We start from the raw sequence: 20,312 nt of genomic DNA on the forward strand, positions 1-20,312 counted from the left end.
GGGGAGTAATCTTAAACCGTACAAAACAAAGGGAGTGAGAGGAATGCTAAAGAAATTCAGAAAAAAGAAGAGGCTGCTTGCGGGACTAACATTAAGTACCATGCTATTGGGTTCAGCCGGTGTCTATGCTGCGCAAGACGGTGTTTTTGGAAGCAATTTAGTGGGGCAACAAGCAGATGGTTCCGTGCAAACACCTGTTAACCAATTGATTACACCAGCTGGAAAACAAATTGAATTTGGCGGAAATCCAATGACTGTTGCAGTCAATCCGAATGGAAAAACTGCAGTAACTATCGTTGGCCGCAACAATTACGGCGGCACTGGAATCAATGTCATCGATCTTGCAAGCGGTGTGATGAAAGCCCAGGATATCAGCTTAAGTCTTTCCAGTATGTGGGGCTTGGCTTATTCAAAAGATGGAAGCCAGCTCTATGCAACTGGTACGTCAGGCAATACTGGTAAAGTTGTCGTTATGACCGTTGGACAAGATGGCACTCCAAAAGTTCAAAAATCTATCAACCTTCCAGCAGCATCTGTTGGCGGTAAAATCAACCCGCTTGATATTACTGTTGCGCCAGACGGCAAGCTTCTGGTTGCTTTAAACCGTGACAACAGCCTTGGCGTCATTGATCCGGTAACAGGTGCATTAACCAAAGTTGCTGTCGAAAATGCTCCAACAAGCGTAATAGTTGAAGGTAACTTCGCTTATGTAACCAACCAAGGCGGCCGCAAAGCACAAGCAGGCGACATTACGGTTGACTCTTCTGGCACTCAAGTTGTTACAGATAAAACAGGTGCCACTACAACGGGAACTGTTTCTGTGGTTGACCTTTCGACAAATACAGTGGTTAAAAACATTACAGTTGGCGTGCAGCCGGAACGGATGACACAGTCAGGCCAGTACATATTCGTAACCAACACAAATAGTGACACCGTTTCGGTTATTGACTCAAAGACAAATGATGTGGTCCAAACGATTGACATTAAACCATATCCAAATGCTCCAAAAGGTTCAGCACCAAACGCTGTTAAAATGGTGGATGGCAAGTTAATGGTCAGCCTTGGCCGTGACAATGCCATTGCGGTCTATGACTGGCAGGGTCCGGATAAGACACCTGAATTGCAAGGACTTTTACCAACAGCATGGTTCCCAGTCGATATCGCAGTCGATACAGCCAATAAAAATCTTGTCGTTGCCAATGCCGATGGTATTGGATCACGGGGGCCAACACGTAATTTGAACATCCAGGGAATTACCGTTAACGGTCACTCTTCTTATGCGCAGCAAGGGTCACTTTCCTTGATTCCGTTCCCGACTGCACAGGCCTTAGCAATGGGAACAGACCAAGTATACAAAAACAATAACTGGTACGGCTTAAAGGATCTTAACGCGAAACCACGCGACAATAGAAAGGCTGTTGCGATGCCTGAGCGTATCGGTGAGCCTTCAACGATTAAACACGTATTCTATATTATCAAAGAAAACCGGACATATGACCAAGTATTGGGTGATGTTGGAAAAGGAAACGGAGAAGTAGCTTTAACGCAGTTCCCGCAAAAAGTAACTCCAAACTTGCATAAACTGGCTACTACGTTCCCGCTTCTGGACAATACTTACGTTGGCGGTATCCAATCAGCAAGCGGCCACCAATGGGTTATGCAAGGAACCAACAATGACTATGAGGATAAAGAAACAGATTCTGCAAACGTAAGAAGCTATCCTGGTGGTGCTGGGGATGCGATGGCATATGCACCAACAGGCCATTTATGGGATCAGGCCCTTAAACATGGTAAGACTGTAGAAAACTTCGGAGAAGATACAACTGCTTTTACCGGAACGTTGCCGCAAGGCTCTTGGACTGATTGGTATAATGATTATTTAATTCTTTCCGGCCAAAAGCAAGGCGATCTTCATGTTCCGATCGGAAACTATGAGGCAAAGACGGATATTCCGTCACTTGAACCAATTACACATAAACCGTTCCCAACGTTTGACATGGGCATTCCAGACCAATATCGATTTGAAATTTTCAAAAAACAGTTTGAACAACACGTTAAGAATAATGATTTACCTGCACTTACTACAATGTGGGTAACGAATGACCATACCAACGGACTCGCTTCGGGCTTCCCTACACCTCAAGCGATGGTTGCGGATAATGACTTGGCTGTCGGTAAAATTGTGGACTTGATTTCTCACAGCCCTTACTGGAAAGACTCTGTCATTATCGTTACAGAAGATGACGCCCAAAACGGTCTAGATCACGTTGACGGCCATCGTCAGCCTGCATTTGTCATCAGCCCTTGGGTGAAGAAAGGGATTACAAACAGCCACTATTGGACTGTCATCAATATGGTTCGCAGTATCGAGCAGATTCTTGGAATTCCTACAATGAACCAAAATGATGCAGCTGCAGAGCCAATGAGTGAACTCTTTACGAACAAGCCGGACTTTACACCATACGAATTTGTGCCAAACCAAATCCCGCTTGACACGTTAAACGGAACACCTGAAGCCAATACGGCTGTTCTTGCCAGCACAACCAATGTAACACCGGAGGCAAAGGAACTTTCGAAAAAATGGACAGAGTGGTCCAACAAGAACAAAGATAAGTTAACCGGCAAAAATGCAGTACCGGATGAAATCAACGCAAATATGCAAAATCATGCCGTTTGGTATGCTACAGAAGGCTTTGATAAACCATACCCAGGTGAGAAAAAAGCTCTTGCACCAGAAGAGGTCGAAAAACAGCCAGAAAGCTTTGCTCCGACTACTACTGACAAAGACTAAAAGCTTAATTCTACTATTCTTATAAGGGATTGCTGCGAAAATTAGTTTGAAACCCAACAATAGCTATCCGTCAGGGTAGCTATTGTTGTTAAAGATTTATACCATGCCAGTCGTGGTGGACGTGTAAATTTATAGATAAAACTGGCCACCATTGGCACCATCCAATTACTGAAAATAGAGGGGGAGCGGTTCGGGCTTCATTGCCCGAATAAAATGACATGAAACCATTAATTTATGAAATGATGAAGCGCGGAATTCTTATATTAACTTTAATAGTTCTTATACTCGTGTGGGGTGGAATGTCTGCATGGCAAATACAGAGGGACTACCTGCCAGAAATCAATAATTCAACCCTGTCGGTAACAGTGCGTGCAGATAATTTCCAGGCGGATCAAGTAAAAGCAACGATTACAGAACCTATCCAACAGGCTGTACGGGTTGTGGATGGTCTTCAAGATGTTGAAACAAACTCCTTTAATGGCGGATCATTGATCAGTCTAAACTTTCCTATGAATTATGATATGGAACAAGCGGAGGAACAGGTTACAAAAGCCTTGGCTGATGTTAAATTGCCTGCTGATATTGATAAACCGCTGGTAACCCGCCTTAGTACACATTCCATACCAATTATTAGAATGAGTCTGATGAGTTCTTCTGAAAATATCTCAGAAAATATGCTCCGAACCTCTATTCAAGAGGATTTCGTAAACCGATTGAAAACTGTACCAGGAGTTAAAGATGTCCGGGTATCCGGTGGTGGAACTGCTGGTTATGCAGTTAATCTCCGGCTGGAAGATTTAAAGAAAGCCGGATTAACCGTTACTGACGTAAAACAATCCCTTGAAGAAAACTATACAACTGGAATAGAAGGAAAGGTATCAAACAACCAGGTGTCTATTCCTGTCCAAGTTTCTGGCTGGGGATTAAATCAACAAGATCTATTGAAGCTCCCTATTCATGACGGAGAAGGAAAAAACGTTCCTCTTTCAGAGGTTGCTGGCATTTCAAATTCGATTGTCAATCTGGAAACGATTTCAAGAACCGATGGGAAACCAAGCGTCCTATTAGATGTTTTGAAGACCTCAACATCCAATATCACTGATGTTTCAGATCGGATAAAGAGCAAAATCAAAGATATATCAGCATTGAAAAATAAAGATATTCAAGTGTCCATTTTATTTGATCAAGGCGTGCAGGTAAATGAATCTCTAAAAGGTCTAATAAAAGAGGGTTTATTAGGCTGCTTGTTTTCAATGATTTGTGTATTTCTGTTTTTCCGGAAAGTCCGTTCTACCTTATTAATTGTCCTTTCACTGCCAATTTGTCTTTTGGCAACAACTGGCTTATTAAAAACGATGGGTATTAGTCTCAATATTCTTACTGTTTCAGGACTTATTGTTGCCATGGGCAGAGTTGTCGATGACTCGATCGTTATCCTTGATAATATGAACCGGAAAGTACATGAGGCAAACGCGAAAACCAGCGTCCACTTGCTGACACAGGCTGTAAGAGAAATGATTCCTGCCATTGTTTCATCAACTGCGACTACAGTTGCCGTCTATGTTCCAATCGCGCTTATTGGCGGGATGGTAAGTTCAGCTTTTTCCGGATTTGCTTGGTCTGTGGTGATTGCCTTAATTATCTCACTATTCGTTTCCATTTTGGTTGTTCCTGCACTTTACAACCTGTTTTGGAAGGGAAGACCGATGTCGGGCGATGATAAATTAGAGACTTCCGCCCAAAAAATTCTAAATTGGGTATTTGAACGAAAGAAAAAAGTGGTCTTAACCTTTGTTTCATTATTTCTATTAACGTCGGTGGGAGCTGCCTTCCTGCCAGTGAATTTTTTGCCAACAGCCAAAACTGGTCAAATCGCTGTCCAAATAGAAATGCCTCAAAATACTTCCTTATTAGAAGTCGACGGAGAAGTAAAAAGATTGGAAGCCCTATTGGGTACGAATCCTAAAGTTGAGTCATTTTCTTCAGGACTAGGCTCTTCGTTTACTCCTCAATCGGATGATGTATTTGATGCAGGAGGCGGATGGCTTCAGAAACCGAATATTGCTAATTTATCAATAAAAGTAAAGGAAGGTATTGACGTAAATGCCTTTATTATGAGTTTACAGAAACAATTAAATGCTTCGTCGAGCAAAGCTGTTTTTGCTGTTTCAAATCAAAATATTGCAGGCGATGATTCCCAATTAAAAATTAATCTTACAGGTTCAGATAGTCAGACACTAGAAACAATAGCTCAGACCGTACGAAACGAGCTAAAACTTATTCCTGGTCTATCAGTACAGGGGGCCGCAGAGTCTGAAGATCATCTCACTCAGTATCAGATTACTCTAAACCGGAAAGCAATCGAACATTATGGTATTAAGCTTGGAGACGTTATCAATCGAATTCAGCAATATACTGCAGAAGGTACAAAAGGGTTCATTTCGATTAATCAAAATCAATTTCCAATTGTCATTCATACAGATAAACAAATGGGCACAACAAAGGATATTTTTACGTTAATGGGCGGGGAGACCTTCCTAGATAAGGATGGAAAAAATGTAACTTTGGATCAGCTCGCTGTATTGGAGCCAACAGGTTCATCGGTGATTCAAGAGAAGGATGGACAACCGTATGCTGTAATTACCGCAAACATCATTTCAAATGATATTGGGAAAGTATCAAAACAAGTCAAAACTGCCCTTGGAAAAATTCCTCTGCCGGAGGGTATCGAGTATTCATTTGCGGGTGCTCCTCAACAGGTATATGAAATGATATACGAAATGGCACTCGCTTTGTTCTTTTCCATCTTGCATGTACTTATCATTATAAGTTCCGTCTTTCGGGGATGGAGAGCACCTATAACTGTATTACTCTGCATCCCATTAGCCTTTATTGGCTCTGTAATCGGAATGTTTATTTTTCAACTCGAATGGAATCTTGCAGCATTAGTGGGATTATTGATGTTGACGGGGATCGTCGTGACCAACGGGATCGTCCTTGTCGATAAAATTGAAAGAAATCTTAGAGACGGATTAGAACCAAAATTAGCGATCATGAGCGGGACCGCTACACGGGTCAGACCAGTTTTAATGACAGCAGGTACAACTGTATTAACTTTGCTTCCTTTAGCCGTGTCAGGAAAAGCAGACACCATCGTATCACAAACATTGGGTGTTGTTGTGGTGGGAGGCATGATCAGCTCGACGCTTATTTGCCTCTTGGTCATTCCAATTATGTATGAATGGATGAGTGGAAAAGGCAGAAACACAAAGGCTTCGCAACAGTCCCAGATTTCAGCATAGAAGTCATGATTGGAAAGAAATAATCAGTTTTTACAAAATCTTTGCATTCCGTTAACAAAAGCAAAACGCGGCATTAATATTCTTTATGTTTAATAGAACTATATTTACAAAATGGAGGTATAGGATAAGCCTATATCTTACTATTAAGCGGGTGATTTGATGAAAAATAAAGTACTTGTTGTTGATGATGAACAGTCCATTGTTACGCTCCTTCAATATAATTTGGAGCAAGCTGGTTTTGAAGTCATTACAGCGATGGATGGTGAAGCTGGAAAACAATTAGCAGAAATCGAATCTCCTGATCTTATCGTTTTAGATTTAATGCTTCCCAAGTTAGATGGATTAGAAGTATGTAAACTGCTTCGCCAGGATAAAATCATGACTCCTATATTAATGCTGACGGCAAAAGATGATGAATTCGATAGAATACTAGGACTTGAGCTTGGAGCAGATGATTATATGGTAAAGCCATTTAGTCCAAGAGAAGTGATTGCCAGAGTAAAAGCGATTTTAAGGAGAACTCAGGTTCAAACTGAAAATGCTGGAGAGAAAGTTAATAGGGACTCGAAAATTAAGATTGGTAAATTAACAATCTATCCCGAGAAATATGAAGCCCACATCAATGGAAATCTTCTTATGTTAACATTAAAGGAATTTGAATTACTTCTTTACCTGGGACAAAATCAGGGACGTGTCGCAACACGGGATCAACTGCTAAGTGCAGTATGGGATTATGACTTTGCTGGCGATACAAGAATTGTAGATGTGCATATCGCGCATTTAAGAGAAAAAATTGAAGAGGAAACAAAGAGGCCGGTTTATATTAAAACCGTTCGTGGTCTTGGCTATAAGATAGAGGCACAATAAGGAGAGTGACACCTTTACAGAAGCTTTACATTCTATTAAAACTGAGTTAATACTTTTCTCCTATACTATAAATGTAAAGCGAAACAAAAATTCATAACTCTTAGGGGGAAATAAAGCAAATGAAAAGCTTTAAAAAACTAAGCCTACTTACAGTATTCGCTGCATTAATGGTAATCATGGCAGCATGTGGAGGCGGAGCATCTACTGAGAAAACAGAAGGAAGCGCCAAGAAGGAAACTCCAAAAACGGAGGAAAAGAAAGAACTTTCCGGCTCATTAGTCGTTTCAGGTTCATCAGCTATGCAGCCATTAGTAGCCGCAGCTGCTGAAGAATTTATGGCTGCAAATCCAAATGTTGATATTCAAGTAAATGCGGGCGGATCTGGTACAGGCTTATCACAAGTTGCTGAAGGATCTGTTCAAATTGGTAACTCAGACGTTTTTGCTGAAGAAAAAGAAGGCGTTCCAGCTGATCAGCTTGTAGACCACAAAGTAGCGGTTGTAGGTATGACTGCTGCGGTCAACCCTAAAGTTGGTATTAAAGATATCAAAAAAGAAGACCTAATCAAAGTATTCACTGGAAAAATTACTAACTGGAAAGAACTTGGCGGTAAAGACCAAAAGATCGTTCTTGTAAACCGTCCTGACTCTTCTGGTACACGTGCAGTATTCAATAAATTTGCACTTGATGGTGCTACACCAGCTGAAGGTGTAACAGAAGACTCTTCAAACACTGTTAAAAAGATTATTAACGAAACAGATGGTGCCATTGGATACCTTGCATTCTCATACTTCACTGATGACACTGTAACACCACTTGCAATTGACGGTGTAGAACCAACTGCTGAAAACGTACAATCTGGTAAATTTCCTGTTTGGGCATACGAACACTCTTATACAAAGGGTGAGCCTACTGAATTAGCTAAAGCGTTCCTTGATTTCATGATGGCAGATGATATCCAAAACACTTTATTAAAAGAACAAGGATACCTTCCTGTAACTAAAATGGAAGTAGAGCGTGACGCAAAAGGAAATCAAACAAATAAATAAATAATTAATTTAAAAGGGTAAGTGCCTTGTGGCATTTACCCTTTTCTAATGGTATGACTCTTCTAAATATATCTACACTTCTTATTCACCCCGGTCTATTCACCTAGGAAAAAAGATGCAAAAGTATTAATAAATATTCAACACTATCTTCATATTTCTTTTACAACAAAACCTTAATATTTGATTTAGTAGAAGTTACTGAATGAAATTACTAGATTAAAGGTGTGAATACCATTGAAAAAAATAATAGCTGGGTTTGCTGCGTTTATCTGCTTTATCACATTAACACTTTTACCTATTAATGCATCGGCCCATACGGATAATAGTGAAGGGTATTCGAAAATTACAGTTGAAAAGGATAAGCTCCATATAGAATTACATCTTGATTTTTTCGAACTTGGGCGGCTGATCGATTTTGGTGTTCGTACAGGTGTGGAGGAAGACCTGTTGAATAGTGCGTTAGCAAAGCAACGTGGGGCTGTTGCTGAATACCTTGATTCTCACTTCGAAGTATTTATTGATGGGGCCAAAGCAAGGGGAGCTGTAATATCTACAGATATCGAAAACAGGGTAGGGAGGGACTACGCCAAAATAGGGCTCGAATTTCCTATCCCTTCAGACAAATCCTCCATACAAATACATTATAGTGTTTTCTTTGATGACAATGACTCCATGCATCGAAATATTATGTCATACGACTTAGATAATAAAAAAGGGCAATTTATTTTCAATGCCGAAGACAGGGAATTTAATGCTGGAAAAGAAAGCTTGGCAGGACAGTTTTTACGGTTCGTTCAGCTTGGTTTCCACCATATCATGATTGGTTATGATCATATCCTTTTTGTCATCGCCCTCGTATTTGGGGCTCGCCGAATTTCTGATGTATTAAAGGTCATTTCAATTTTTACTTTAGCCCACAGTATTACCCTTGGGTTAACCGCGTTAAAGCTGGTCCAATTCCCTGCAGACATTATTGAGCCGCTAATTGCTCTAAGCATTGCATTTGTAGCCGTAGAAAACTACTTTGGTTTTTCACCCAAATATCGATTTGCCGTCGTATTCGGATTCGGACTTATCCATGGGGTTGGCTTTGCGGGGGCATTGCAGCTTTCAAACGACGTTACCTGGAGGTCGATCCTGTCGATTTTCTCATTCAATATTGGTGTTGAAGCAGGACAAGCCTTAATTATTTTGATTTTATTTCCCTTACTGGTTTATATCCGAAAGTTTAAATGGTCCACTATCGTTCAGGCAGCAGCGACGGTTGGGATCTTTGGAATGGGAATAATCTGGTACTTTGAGCGTTTCTTTGCTTAATAAATAACTTTTAAGGTGGTGATGCGAACATTTACTTACTTAGTTATAAATTTGATAGGGGAAATAAATAAAAAAATAGGGGGGAAACAAGATAAAGACACGAAAAGACAAAGGGAAAACCGTCAAACAAAAACTTAAACCAGTAGCTGCGGCTGCGATGTGCGGTCTCGCTCTTGCAGCTACAATAAAACCCGTTGTTGCGGATAATCCAACTGCTACGATTAAGGGAACTGTTTTCGCTGACAAAAACGGGAATGGAATTCGGGACGGGAATGAACAAGGGATTCCAAATGTATCCGTCTCGGACGGTAAAAACATAATCGTCACTGATGATCTGGGCAATTATACCTTAACAATAGACACAGACAGGCGTCTGGACGATATAGTGTTTGCGACCGTTCCAAGCGGATACAGCGTTCCGACTGACCAAAACAAAACGCCGCAATTTTACAAGCGGTTAGGGAATGTTCAAGCTGGAGAATCAAAGGAACAAAACTTTGGTCTAGTACATACGCCTGAGAGTAGTAATCCGAATTTTAGCTTTGTCAACATTGCCGATGTACACGTTCAAGCCGGCACGGCCAATAACCGTGAACGCTTTACTGACCAGTTGGCACAAATTAATGAATCGACAGGAAATCCCGCTTTTATCGCTGTTAGCGGTGACTTGACCAATCGTGCAGATCCTTCTGAATTTGGGGATTATACGGCAAGTACGTCTACTTCAAAACTTCCTGTTTATCCAGCAGTCGGCAATCATGACTTTGCGCCGGGTTCGGACTATAAGACAAGAATTGATCGGTACCGAGATTATCTTGGACCGGAATGGTATTCTTTCGATTATGGCAACCGTCACTTCGTAGTATTGGAAAATACTCTTGGTTTTGATCAGCCAGACCAATTGGAATGGCTGCAAAAGGATCTGTACATTAATGCGAAGGATGATAAGGAAGTGGTTGTATTCGTTCATAGACCTATGAATACGCCGCAAACACCTTCTCCGGATAAAACGAAGCAATTTATCGACCTTCTTAAGCAATACAATACCCGCTTGGTGATGGTGGGACATACTCATGTTAACGATGTAGCAACAGATACTATACCTGGTGCAGACCATGTGACAACGGTTTCTAGTGCCTACACGATTGACCAGATGCCAAACGGATTCCGGATGGTTTCTTTCCTGGGTGATAAGCAGGAAGAGAAATACAAAATGTATGACGTAAAACAAAGCGCTGCGATTGTTCATCCGGCAGCCGGCAGCGAAGTCCCGGAAGGAAAAATGGACATATTGGTAAATGCCTATAACACGTCAAGTAATGTCATTAAGGTTGAATACCGGATTGATGGCGGTTCTTGGAGAAACCTAATGCAAAGCAGCGGTATGGCTTGGCATGAACAATGGGATGCCGAAAAGGCAGAAAAAGGTCAGCATGCCATCGAAGTTAGAGTAACAGATGATGCAGGAAAGGTTTGGGTTAAAAACAACACCTTCAATATCGTAGATAAAGACAAACGTGTTGCGCCGAAGAAGGGGAACGACTGGTCCATGTTCCATGGCAATGCCCAGCACACTGGAGCGGCGAAAGATACTCTTGATGCAGGTCTTAGTCTGGGCTGGACATACCGGACTCCAGGAACAATCCTGACCTCATCCCCGGCCATTTCAAATGGAATGGTTTATGTTGGAACACGTGATGAAAGCGGCAGTGAACACCATGCCATCCATGCTGTCGATCTTGAAACTGGTAACAAGCGATGGGAAGTTAAGGCAGATGCCCAGGTACAAGCATCTCCTGCCGTTGCAGACGGGATCGTCTATGCATCTTCCATCCGTGGGACTATTTATGCAATGAATGCCCAAACAGGAGAGATTATTTGGGAAAAAACGGTTGGGAAAGATCAAGTACAAAGAGCTTGGATGTACTATTCTCCGACTGTAAAGGATGGAGTAGTTTACCAGGCATACAGTACAGGCAGCGGCGGTAAAATGATGGCTCTTGATGCCAAAACTGGTGAAGAAAAATGGAATGTTCCTTTAGCAGGCGGCTGGATTGTCGAATCCACTCCTGTTGTTGAGGAAGGTAAGATTTATGTAGGAGGAGATGGCGGCTGGCTGATCTCTCTAGATGCCTCAACCGGTAAAGAACTGTGGAGGAAAAAACCGGCTGGCGGCTGGATGCACTCAATGCCATCGATTGCAGATGGACGGGTATACATGGGATATGATGGCGGATTGCTGGTTTCTCTTGATGCATCCACCGGCAAAGAACAATGGCGTTACAAGAGCCCGGATTCATCCTATATTGCTGGGGATACAACTGGTTCGTCTCCAGCCGTAGCGGACGGAGTCGTATATATGGGATTCCCTGATGGAAATGTCGCAGCATTGGATGCAGCAACCGGTACAAAGAAATGGAGCTATCACACAAAGGGAGGAATCATTTCTTCTGCAGCAGTGAGCGGCGAAACGGTTTTTATCGGTTCGAACGATGGAAATCTTTATGCTTTGGACAGCTTAACGGGACAACCTCTATTGCAGCATGAAATTGGGGCATGGGTTGCTTCATCGCCGGCCATTTCTGGTAATACGCTCGTGGTTGGAGCGCTTGATGGAAACCTATATGGTTTTACTCCAGGAGGTAAGGCTGCCCAGCGCTGGCCGCGTCTGACTGGCCAAGTGACTGATGACTTGGGTAAACCTGTTGGCAGTGCTACGGTTATTGCAACAGACAGCGAAGGGAAACGCCAAATTTCATCTGCCAATACCGAGGGACAATACCTGCTTGGACTAAAGCCTGGTACCTATACTCTGACAGTTGTACGCAGGGGCTACCAAAGCAATGAGCCGGTTTCAGTGGAACTTGCCAACGGAGAAAACCGGACAATGGGATTACACGTAAAAGTAGTCACTGAACCAGTTGCAGGAGTATCTCAGGAAGCACCAGATTTTAATTTCGGAAGCCCGAGATTGGATGCCAATAGCGGCAATCCGTTTCACTTCGTCATGAATAACCGAATTCAAGCGACCATTTCCTCCCAGGTTGCAGCTAATAATCAGCCTGGTACATTCCAGCCTGGGTGGCTTGGGGATATCGCCTTGCTAGATACCAATGCATTGGAAACGCTTGATTGGAGTGAATGGATCCTTTCGCCAACGATGAATGATCCGAAACGTCCATGGGGCCGTGATGGCGAGTGGTTATCACTTCCGAATATCGAAACGATTGGTGATTCCATCCATGCTTCCGGACAAGCACAGATCGATCCTTCTATTAAAACTTCCGTTACGTATCGGGCACTTCCAAATGCACCTGTTGTGAAGATTACGCTCCAATTGGAGAATACAGGTGAGAAGGATTTCAATGGTTATTTCCAATACCTGCTTGATCCAGACAGTGCCGATGACACAGCGTTTGTTCCAGGAATTGCGAAAACAAATCCCGGCTTTATGACTTCCGGTTGGACTGGAAACTATATTTATGACGGTCCGAAAACTGCAATCGCAAGCCCTGCTCATGGAATTGCCTGGACGAAAAACCATCCTTCCGGCTTAAGTGCTTTTGGCTATATCTTCGGAGTCTCGTTTGATGCTAGCGTGAAAGCTGGCGAAAAACGTACGCTTAGCTGGTATCATATTACGGACTATCCTGCAGATGGAAGCAGCCCGTCAGCAAACATTGCCAAGTGGGCAAATCAACTGACAGATATTGATCCGGAAGCGAACTGACCTATAGGTTTCTTGCTTAAAAATTAAATATTAAAATACTTTCGTAAAAAAGAAGAAGATACATTAATTATCATTTGTATCTTCTTTTTGTTATTAACCGAATCGGAATTAGATTAGAAAACATTAAGGTTCGAATGTGTGCAATGTGAAATGTTAGGATTCTGGTTAAAGGTTATTATTTTTTTATTGGAGGATTGTTGACATCCACATGGAACGGTGCAAGATTATCTTCGTTCCTACCATAAAATTGTTCTTGAATGTCATGATTGGCCATCTCAGCTTCAGAATTTCCCTCTGAATACTCCCTTGCACTGTAATCTTTAAATTTTTGACTCATCCTGCGATTTGCAACCTCAGCCTCTGTTTGATATTTGTTATTTGCTGACATAATGATCCCTCACTTATAAATGAATGTAATCTTAGGTTATAAAAAAATTTAAAAAATAACCCAAATAATTAATTTGGGGGAAGGCAATATATAAAAGAGAAAAAAATTTTTCTTTATAGATACTTGACACTGATCTATAACCATACATTAAATTCGAACAAGCCAACTATACAACGTTCTTATTGAAATGTAAGGGAGGCATTAACAACGTCATAGGGAGGTTTTTAAATGAAGCAATTGAAAAAAATCAGGTTAATGATAACAGTCATAGCTTTAATGGTGTTTACAGCTGCTTGTGGCGGCGGTGCAACAAAAGATGAAACTAAAGATACTGCTGAGAAAGGTGGCAAGGAACTATCAGGTTCCCTGGTTGTTTCAGGTTCATCAGCGATGCAGCCTCTTGTTGCTGCTGCAGCGGAAGAATTTATGGCCAATAATCCAAAAGTGGATGTTCAAGTAAATGCAGGCGGATCTGGTACAGGTTTATCACAAGTGGCTGAAGGATCCGTTCAGATTGGGAACTCTGATGTTTTTGCCGAAGAAAAAGAAGGCATTCCAGCCGACCAGTTAGTGGATCATAAAGTAGCGGTTGTTGGTATAACCGCTGCAGTTAATCCAGATGTTGGAATTAAGGACATTTCAAAAGATAATCTCATTAAAGTTTTTACGGGCAAAATTACAAATTGGAAGGACGTTGGCGGGAAAGATCAGAAAATCGTCTTGGTAAATCGCCCTGATGCTTCTGGTACTCGTGCAGTTTTTAATAAATTTGCTCTTGATGGAGCAACACCTGCAGAAGGAATTACCGAAGATTCTTCCAACACGGTTAAGAAAATTGTTAATGAAACGGCTGGGGCAGTTGGTTATTTAGCTTTTTCTTATTTCACTGATGATAAGGTAACGCCATTATCTATCGATGGTGTTGAACCGACAGATGAAAATGTGCAATCAGGCAAGTTTCCTGTCTGGGCATACGAACATTCATATACAAAAGGGGATCCCACTGGTGTTACAAAAGCGTTTTTAGATTATTTAATGTCTGATGATGTTCAAAACACTTTGTTAAAAGATCAGGGTTACTTACCTGTAACAAAAATGAAAGTAGAACGTGACGCTAAAGGGAATCAAACAAATAAATAATTTACTATAGGGCATTAAATAGGGTAAATGTGGCTGCACATTTACCCTTACGACGTAATTTAGGGGTGTTTGGTGCAATATGGAAAAACTGGTTCCTGCAAAAGAAAGACTCTTAAAATCAAGTAAAGATAGGATGGGTGGGGAATTCAGAGGAAAAGCCCTAGTGATTTTATGTGCTGTCATTATGATTTCGGCAACGATTGCTATCACAATTTTTCTAGGAACAAAAGGTTTGCAATCCTTTATTAAAAATGGTGTTAGTCTCATTGAGTTCTTAACCAGTAAGACTTGGAATCCTACTAATCAAGCTAAGCCCGCATACGGAACATTACCATTTATTTTCGGTTCATTTGCTGTAACTTTTCTTTCGGCACTAGTAGCGGCACCGTTAGGTATTGGCGGAGCCATCTTTATGACAGAAATTGCACCTTCTTGGGGAAGAAAAATTTTGCAGCCAGTCATTGAGCTATTAGTCGGAATTCCTTCCGTTGTTTATGGATTCATCGGACTTACAGTATTAGTTCCATTTATCAGGGAAAATGTCGGTGGACTTGGATTTAGTCTACTGTCCGGAACCATTGTTCTTTCTGTCATGATTCTGCCAACGGTAACAACCATTGCTACAGATGCGATGAGCTCTTTGCCAAAGCCCTTAAGAGAAGGCTCTTATGCTCTTGGTGCAACTCGGTGGCAAACCATTCGAAAAGTGCTGATTCCGGCAGCAATGCCAACATTGCTCACTGCTATTGTACTTGGGATGGCGAGAGCATTTGGAGAAGCTTTAGCTGTTCAAATGGTTATTGGTAACGTGAAGAATTTGCCTTCAAGTTTACTGGATGCGTCCGCAACCTTGACAACCATTATTACGTTAAATATGGGGCACACCACATATGGAAGTGTGGAAAATAATACTCTCTGGTCGATGGGATTAATCTTATTAATCATGTCGTTCGCATTTATTCTCCTCATCCGATATTTATCTTCAAGGAGGAAGATGAAATGAATGCCAAATCTGCTGATCGATTAGCTTCAGGTGTCTTTTATGTCATTGCACTTGTTATTATTTCAATACTAGTCGGCTTATTTTACTATATTTTAGTAAACGGATTAAAAAACATCTCCCTTGATTTCTTAACAGGTCCTTCGTCTAACGTAAGAGCGGGCGGGGGAATCCGCGATCAATTATTTAATTCTTTTTATGTCCTGTTTATTACGATGCTGATTGCCGTACCACTAGGAATTGGCGGCGGAATTTATATGGCTGAGTATGCTAAACCTGGAAAGGTAACAGACATTATTCGTTCATGTATTGAAGTTTTAGCGTCGCTTCCTTCCATTGTAATAGGCATGTTTGGTTTATTGATGTTTGTTAATTTAACAGGGTGGGGCTATACCATATTAGGGGGTGCATTAGCACTTACAGTGTTTAATTTACCTGTAATAGTGCGTGTAAGTGAGGACGCTATCCGTTCTGTCCCAAGGGAATTGAAAGAGGCCAGCCTTGCATTAGGAATTACACATTGGCACACGATTAAAACCGTCATATTACCAAGTGCATTCCCCACTATTTTAACAGGAATCATCCTTGCTTCCGGGCGGGTATTTGGTGAAGCAGCGGCACTTTTATTTACAGCAGGATTGTCTACACCCAGACTGGATTACGCAAATTGGAATCCATTTTCTCAAACCTCACCCTTAAATATTTTTCGCCCGGCGGAAACTCTGGCGGTTCACATTTGGTCTGTCAATACTCAGGGGTTAATCCCGGATGTAGAAGAGGTCTCTAGTGGTGCAGCTGCGGTTTTGGTAATTTCTGTATTAATTTTTAATTTATTGGCAAGATGGATCGGAAGTATGATTCATCGGAAAATTACAGCATCTAAATAAAAGCAGGTGAGTAATCATGGTTACAGCTACAAAGGAACGACCGGTCGAAACAAAAGCGGTTGAAAGTCTTGAGAATTTGCAAAGAAATAATATATTGCAAGTAAAAAACTTAGAGATTTTTTATGGAGAAAAACGAGCTGTTAATGGGATTTCATTGGATATTGAAAAAAATTCCGTAACCGCTCTCATCGGCCCGTCTGGATGTGGAAAATCCACTTTTTTACGAAGCATTAATAGGATGAATGATCTTATTCCTGGAGCACATGCAAAAGGAGAAATCATTTATGAGGACCTGAATATTTTATCTGATCAAATAAACGTTGTTGCATTACGAAAAGAAATTGGAATGGTCTTTCAAAAACCGAATCCTTTTCCAAAATCGATTTATGAAAATATAACCCACGCTTTAAAGTTTGCAGGAACGAGAAAGAAAAGCGTGCTTGATGGAATCGTTGAGGAAAGCTTGCGAAAAGCCGCATTGTGGGAGGAAGTAAAGGATCGTCTTCATAAATCAGCACTAGGTCTTTCAGGAGGACAGCAGCAACGTCTTTGCATTGCAAGAACGATTGCGATGAAACCAACCGTTATGCTTCTAGATGAGCCTTCTTCAGCACTCGATCCAATCTCTAACGGAAAGGTGGAAGATCTTATTGTAGAATTAAAAAAGGACTATTCCATTATAATTGTAACCCATAATATGCAGCAGGCATCTCGTATTTCCGACAAAACAGCTTTCTTCTTAAGCGGTGATTTGATTGAATACGATTTAACGGAAAAAATATTTACCAATCCTTCACAAAAAAAGACCGAAGAGTACATTTCAGGAAGGTTTGGATAAGGGAGGATTCGTATGTCTGCCATAACGGTACATAGACAGGTTTTTCAAATAAATGATTTGAATTTATGGTATGGTGAGCATCATGCATTAAAAAAAATAAACTTCCCGATAAACAAAAAAGAAGTAACCGCGATTATTGGTCCTTCCGGCTGCGGAAAGTCAACTTTTATCAAGACATTGAACCTGATGATTAATTATGTCCCGAATGTCAAGATGACGGGAGAAATTAACTATAATGGCCAAAATATTTTAAATGAAAGAATGGATCTAGTAGAACTGCGGAAAAATGTGGGAATGGTTTTTCAAAAAGGAAATCCTTTTCCACAATCGATCTTTGATAATGTTGCTTATGGACCAAGAATCCATGGCATCAAAAGAAAGACCCATCTTGAAGAGATTGTAACCAAATCTTTAATGGACGTAGCCTTATGGGACGAAGTAAAGGATCGATTAAATGCGCCAGCACTTGGTCTATCAGGCGGGCAGCAGCAAAGATTGTGCATTGCAAGAGCACTTGCAACAAAACCGGATGTCTTACTTATGGATGAACCAACATCGGCCCTTGATCCTATTTCGACCTTAAAAATTGAAGAATTAATCCTAGAACTGAAGGAAAAATATACGATTGTGATTGTTACACACAATATGCAGCAAGCCTCGAGGGTTTCGGATCAAACTGCTTTCTTTTTGATGGGGGAATTAATTGAGCTCGATAAAACCGAAAAGATTTTCTCAAATCCAAGTGATGAACGGACTGAAGGATATATTACAGGAAGATTTGGTTAATAGGGGTGACAAAAATGATCACAAGATTAAATTTCGATAGTAATTTAAAACAATTAAAAGATATGCTTATAGAAATGGCTCGTAAATCGGAACATGCTATTAAAGAAAGTATTAATACCCTCATAAATCAGGATATTGAAAAAGCGAATGAAATCATTAATAATGATACAATTATTGATGAGTTAGAACATGAAATTAACAATAAAGCGATTATATTAATTGCAAAGGAGTCCCCAGTGGCCAGGGACCTTAGAAAAATTGTTGTTGCTTTAAAAATTTCTTCCGAGGTAGAAAGAATTGCTGATAATGCCGTTAATATTGCAAAGTCAACCTTGCACATAGGGAAAGAAAAACATATTAAAGAAATAGTCGACATTCCCAAAATGATGGATCTTGCCTTAGAAATGCTAAGTGATTCTTTAAAAGCCTTCCTTTCAGAAGATGTTGATCTCGCAAAGCAATGCGCTAAAAAAGATGACAAAGTGGATGAAATGTATGGAACTTTAGTTAAAGAACTTTTGGGCTATATACAGAAATATCCTGCACAAACGAATCAAATTACACAGTTAGCTTTTGTTTGCAGATACATTGAAAGAATTGCGGACCATTCGACGAACATCGCCGAACATGTTATCTACCTTGTGACTGGGGAACGTTTTGATTTAAACGCGTAGTTCATTTCTTTATTTCAAGAAGGAAAGGGAGAACCGTATGAGAAAAGAAATAAAAGAAACAGGTTGGAACTTTGACAATAGTTATTCTCATCTGCCTAATATATTTTTTACAAGCCAAAACCCAACTCCTGTCCGCTCACCTAAGTTGATTATACTCAATGGCGCATTGGCAACAGAACTAGGCTTGGAGGCCGCCACCTTACAAAACGAAGATGGCATAGCCGTCTTTGCTGGCAATCGTATACCTGATGGAGCTTCGCCTCTGGCACAAGCATATGCCGGTCATCAGTTTGGCGGGTTTACCAAGTTAGGGGACGGACGTGCCTTGTTGCTTGGTGAACAGATTACTCCCAAAGAGAATCGGTTTGATATTCAACTGAAGGGGTCAGGGAGAACGGCGTACTCCCGCGGGGGTGATGGCAGGGCGGCCCTTGGGCCGATGCTGCGCGAATACATTATCAGCGAAGCCATGCATGCCCTAGGAATCCCAACCACCCGCAGCCTTGCCGTAGTGGAAACAGGTGAGCCAGTTATTCGAGAAACCTACCTGCCTGGCGCTATTCTGACTCGTGTGGCTGCCAGTCATTTGCGAGTTGGTACTTTTCAGTATGCAGCAAATTGGGGAACCGTAGAAGATCTACGAGTTTTGGCTGATTATACACTTAACCGCCATTATCCAGAAGTTGAAGCAGGGGAGGGGCAATACCTTTCGCTGCTTAAGGAAGTAATAAAGCGTCAGGCTAAACTGATTGCAAAGTGGCAGCTGGTTGGTTTTATTCATGGGGTGATGAACACTGATAACATGACCATTAGCGGCGAAACGATCGACTATGGTCCGTGCGCCTTCATGGATACGTACGATCCGGAAACAGTTTTCAGCTCGATTGACCAGCAAGGCCGCTATGCATACGGCAATCAGCCATATATTGGCGGATGGAATCTCGCAAGATTTGCAGAAACTCTGCTGCCGCTGCTCCATGAAGATGAGAATGAGGCTATCAAAATAGCCCAAGAGGCGATTTCAGAATACATGGAGTTGTATCGTCGTCATTGGCTTGAGGGAATGAGAGCAAAACTTGGAATATTTAATGAAGAAGCAGAGGACAATTCCTTGTTCGATGATCTCCTCGGCATAATGCAAAAGTATCGTGCAGACTATACAAATACCTTCAGGGCCTTAACTATGGATAATCCAGATGAAACGGCGATGTTTGGAACACCAGAGTTTGTTCAATGGCAAAAGCAGTGGGAGGAAAGACTAAGCAGGCAGAAGGAGTCGAAAGAAGCATCACAGCAATTGATGCGAAAATCCAACCCGGGAGTAATCCCGCGTAATCACCGGGTTGAGGAGGCACTGGATGCCGCCGTCAATCAGGGAGACTATAGTGTGATGGAAAGGCTTCTTCAAGTTCTTTCAAACCCATACACAGTGTCGCCTAAACACGAGGAATACTGCACACTTCCAGCGCCATCAAACCGCCCATACCGCACTTTTTGCGGTACATGATAAAAAAAGGCCGCTCAATATGATATTATCCCCTTT

The 20,312-nt window shown here is 41.4% G+C and carries 14 protein-coding genes; 13 read left to right on the top strand and 1 reads right to left on the bottom strand.

The annotated features are described in order from the left end of the window. The first annotated feature begins 43 nt into the window (after window positions 1-43). The 6 genes from ACIFOT_RS07365 to ACIFOT_RS07390 all read left to right on the top strand — a co-directional run bounded on the left by ACIFOT_RS07365 (window position 44) and on the right by ACIFOT_RS07390 (window position 13,056). Window positions 44-2,791 carry an alkaline phosphatase family protein gene (locus tag ACIFOT_RS07365; protein ID WP_430063545.1) on the top strand — a complete coding sequence of 916 codons (2,748 nt, stop codon included), beginning with the start codon at window positions 44-46 and terminating at the stop codon, window positions 2,789-2,791. A gap of 242 nt (window positions 2,792-3,033) precedes the next feature. After that, window positions 3,034-6,093 (top strand): efflux RND transporter permease subunit, encoded by a 3,060-nt coding sequence (locus ACIFOT_RS07370; protein WP_430063591.1) that lies wholly within the window; start codon window positions 3,034-3,036, stop codon window positions 6,091-6,093. Window positions 6,094-6,252: 159 nt separating this feature from the next. Then, window positions 6,253-6,960: a response regulator gene (locus ACIFOT_RS07375; RefSeq protein WP_430063547.1), complete on the top strand. Its 708-nt coding sequence runs from the start codon at window positions 6,253-6,255 to the stop codon at window positions 6,958-6,960. Between the two features lie 119 nt (window positions 6,961-7,079). Further along, complete coding sequence (locus ACIFOT_RS07380) at window positions 7,080-8,009, top strand: phosphate ABC transporter substrate-binding protein (protein ID WP_430063549.1); 930 nt, start codon at window positions 7,080-7,082, stop codon at window positions 8,007-8,009. A gap of 234 nt (window positions 8,010-8,243) precedes the next feature. Continuing rightward, window positions 8,244-9,326: a DUF6702 family protein gene (locus ACIFOT_RS07385; RefSeq protein WP_430063551.1), complete on the top strand. Its 1,083-nt coding sequence runs from the start codon at window positions 8,244-8,246 to the stop codon at window positions 9,324-9,326. A 157-nt stretch (window positions 9,327-9,483) separates the two neighbouring features. Next, window positions 9,484-13,056, top strand: coding sequence for a PQQ-binding-like beta-propeller repeat protein (locus tag ACIFOT_RS07390; protein WP_430063553.1), 3,573 nt, complete (start codon window positions 9,484-9,486; stop codon window positions 13,054-13,056). Between the two features lie 175 nt (window positions 13,057-13,231). Here the strand turns inward: ACIFOT_RS07390 and ACIFOT_RS07395 are convergent, their stop codons facing one another. Next, complete coding sequence (locus ACIFOT_RS07395; RefSeq protein ID WP_430063555.1) at window positions 13,232-13,444, bottom strand: hypothetical protein; 213 nt, start codon at window positions 13,442-13,444, stop codon at window positions 13,232-13,234. A 228-nt stretch (window positions 13,445-13,672) separates the two neighbouring features. Between ACIFOT_RS07395 and ACIFOT_RS07400 the strand changes: the two genes are divergently transcribed. The 7 genes from ACIFOT_RS07400 (at window position 13,673) to ACIFOT_RS07430 (ending at window position 20,276) form a co-directional block, all read left to right on the top strand. Then, window positions 13,673-14,584 (top strand): phosphate ABC transporter substrate-binding protein, encoded by a 912-nt coding sequence (locus ACIFOT_RS07400; protein ID WP_430063557.1) that lies wholly within the window; start codon window positions 13,673-13,675, stop codon window positions 14,582-14,584. A 79-nt stretch (window positions 14,585-14,663) separates the two neighbouring features. Further along, a complete protein-coding gene (gene pstC, locus ACIFOT_RS07405) occupies window positions 14,664-15,587 on the top strand; it encodes a phosphate ABC transporter permease subunit PstC (protein ID WP_430063559.1) in 924 nt (307 codons plus the stop codon). Beyond that, entirely contained in the window at window positions 15,584-16,471 is an 888-nt protein-coding gene (pstA, locus tag ACIFOT_RS07410; RefSeq protein WP_430063561.1) for a phosphate ABC transporter permease PstA, read from the top strand. Before pstC ends, pstA begins: the two co-directional genes overlap by 4 nt. A 16-nt stretch (window positions 16,472-16,487) precedes the next feature. After that, a complete protein-coding gene (pstB, locus tag ACIFOT_RS07415) occupies window positions 16,488-17,309 on the top strand; it encodes a phosphate ABC transporter ATP-binding protein PstB (protein ID WP_430063563.1) in 822 nt (273 codons plus the stop codon). Window positions 17,310-17,321: 12 nt separating this feature from the next. After that, complete coding sequence (gene pstB, locus ACIFOT_RS07420) at window positions 17,322-18,095, top strand: phosphate ABC transporter ATP-binding protein PstB (RefSeq protein ID WP_430063565.1); 774 nt, start codon at window positions 17,322-17,324, stop codon at window positions 18,093-18,095. A 14-nt stretch (window positions 18,096-18,109) separates the two neighbouring features. After that, on the top strand, window positions 18,110-18,769 hold the full coding sequence (phoU, locus tag ACIFOT_RS07425) for a phosphate signaling complex protein PhoU (RefSeq protein ID WP_430063567.1): 660 nt from the start codon (window positions 18,110-18,112) through the stop codon (window positions 18,767-18,769). 37 nt (window positions 18,770-18,806) lie between these two features. After that, window positions 18,807-20,276, top strand: coding sequence for a protein adenylyltransferase SelO (locus ACIFOT_RS07430; RefSeq protein ID WP_430063569.1), 1,470 nt, complete (start codon window positions 18,807-18,809; stop codon window positions 20,274-20,276). Window positions 20,277-20,312: the final 36 nt, after the last annotated feature.

The sequence above is a fragment of the Neobacillus sp. NRS-1170 genome, from assembly GCF_050468025.1.

Coding starts and splice junctions, on each gene's coding strand:
- pstA (WP_430063561.1), top strand. CDS start 15,584: ATGAATGCCAAATCTGCTGATCGATTAGCTTCAGGTGTCTTTTATGTC.
- ACIFOT_RS07390 (WP_430063553.1), top strand. CDS start 9,484: ATGTGCGGTCTCGCTCTTGCAGCTACAATAAAACCCGTTGTTGCGGAT.
- ACIFOT_RS07375 (WP_430063547.1), top strand. CDS start 6,253: ATGAAAAATAAAGTACTTGTTGTTGATGATGAACAGTCCATTGTTACG.
- pstB (WP_430063565.1), top strand. CDS start 17,322: ATGTCTGCCATAACGGTACATAGACAGGTTTTTCAAATAAATGATTTG.
- ACIFOT_RS07365 (WP_430063545.1), top strand. CDS start 44: ATGCTAAAGAAATTCAGAAAAAAGAAGAGGCTGCTTGCGGGACTAACA.
- ACIFOT_RS07380 (WP_430063549.1), top strand. CDS start 7,080: ATGAAAAGCTTTAAAAAACTAAGCCTACTTACAGTATTCGCTGCATTA.
- pstB (WP_430063563.1), top strand. CDS start 16,488: ATGGTTACAGCTACAAAGGAACGACCGGTCGAAACAAAAGCGGTTGAA.
- ACIFOT_RS07430 (WP_430063569.1), top strand. CDS start 18,807: ATGAGAAAAGAAATAAAAGAAACAGGTTGGAACTTTGACAATAGTTAT.
- phoU (WP_430063567.1), top strand. CDS start 18,110: ATGATCACAAGATTAAATTTCGATAGTAATTTAAAACAATTAAAAGAT.
- ACIFOT_RS07370 (WP_430063591.1), top strand. CDS start 3,034: ATGAAGCGCGGAATTCTTATATTAACTTTAATAGTTCTTATACTCGTG.
- ACIFOT_RS07395 (WP_430063555.1), bottom strand. CDS start 13,444: ATGTCAGCAAATAACAAATATCAAACAGAGGCTGAGGTTGCAAATCGC.
- ACIFOT_RS07400 (WP_430063557.1), top strand. CDS start 13,673: ATGAAGCAATTGAAAAAAATCAGGTTAATGATAACAGTCATAGCTTTA.
- pstC (WP_430063559.1), top strand. CDS start 14,664: ATGGAAAAACTGGTTCCTGCAAAAGAAAGACTCTTAAAATCAAGTAAA.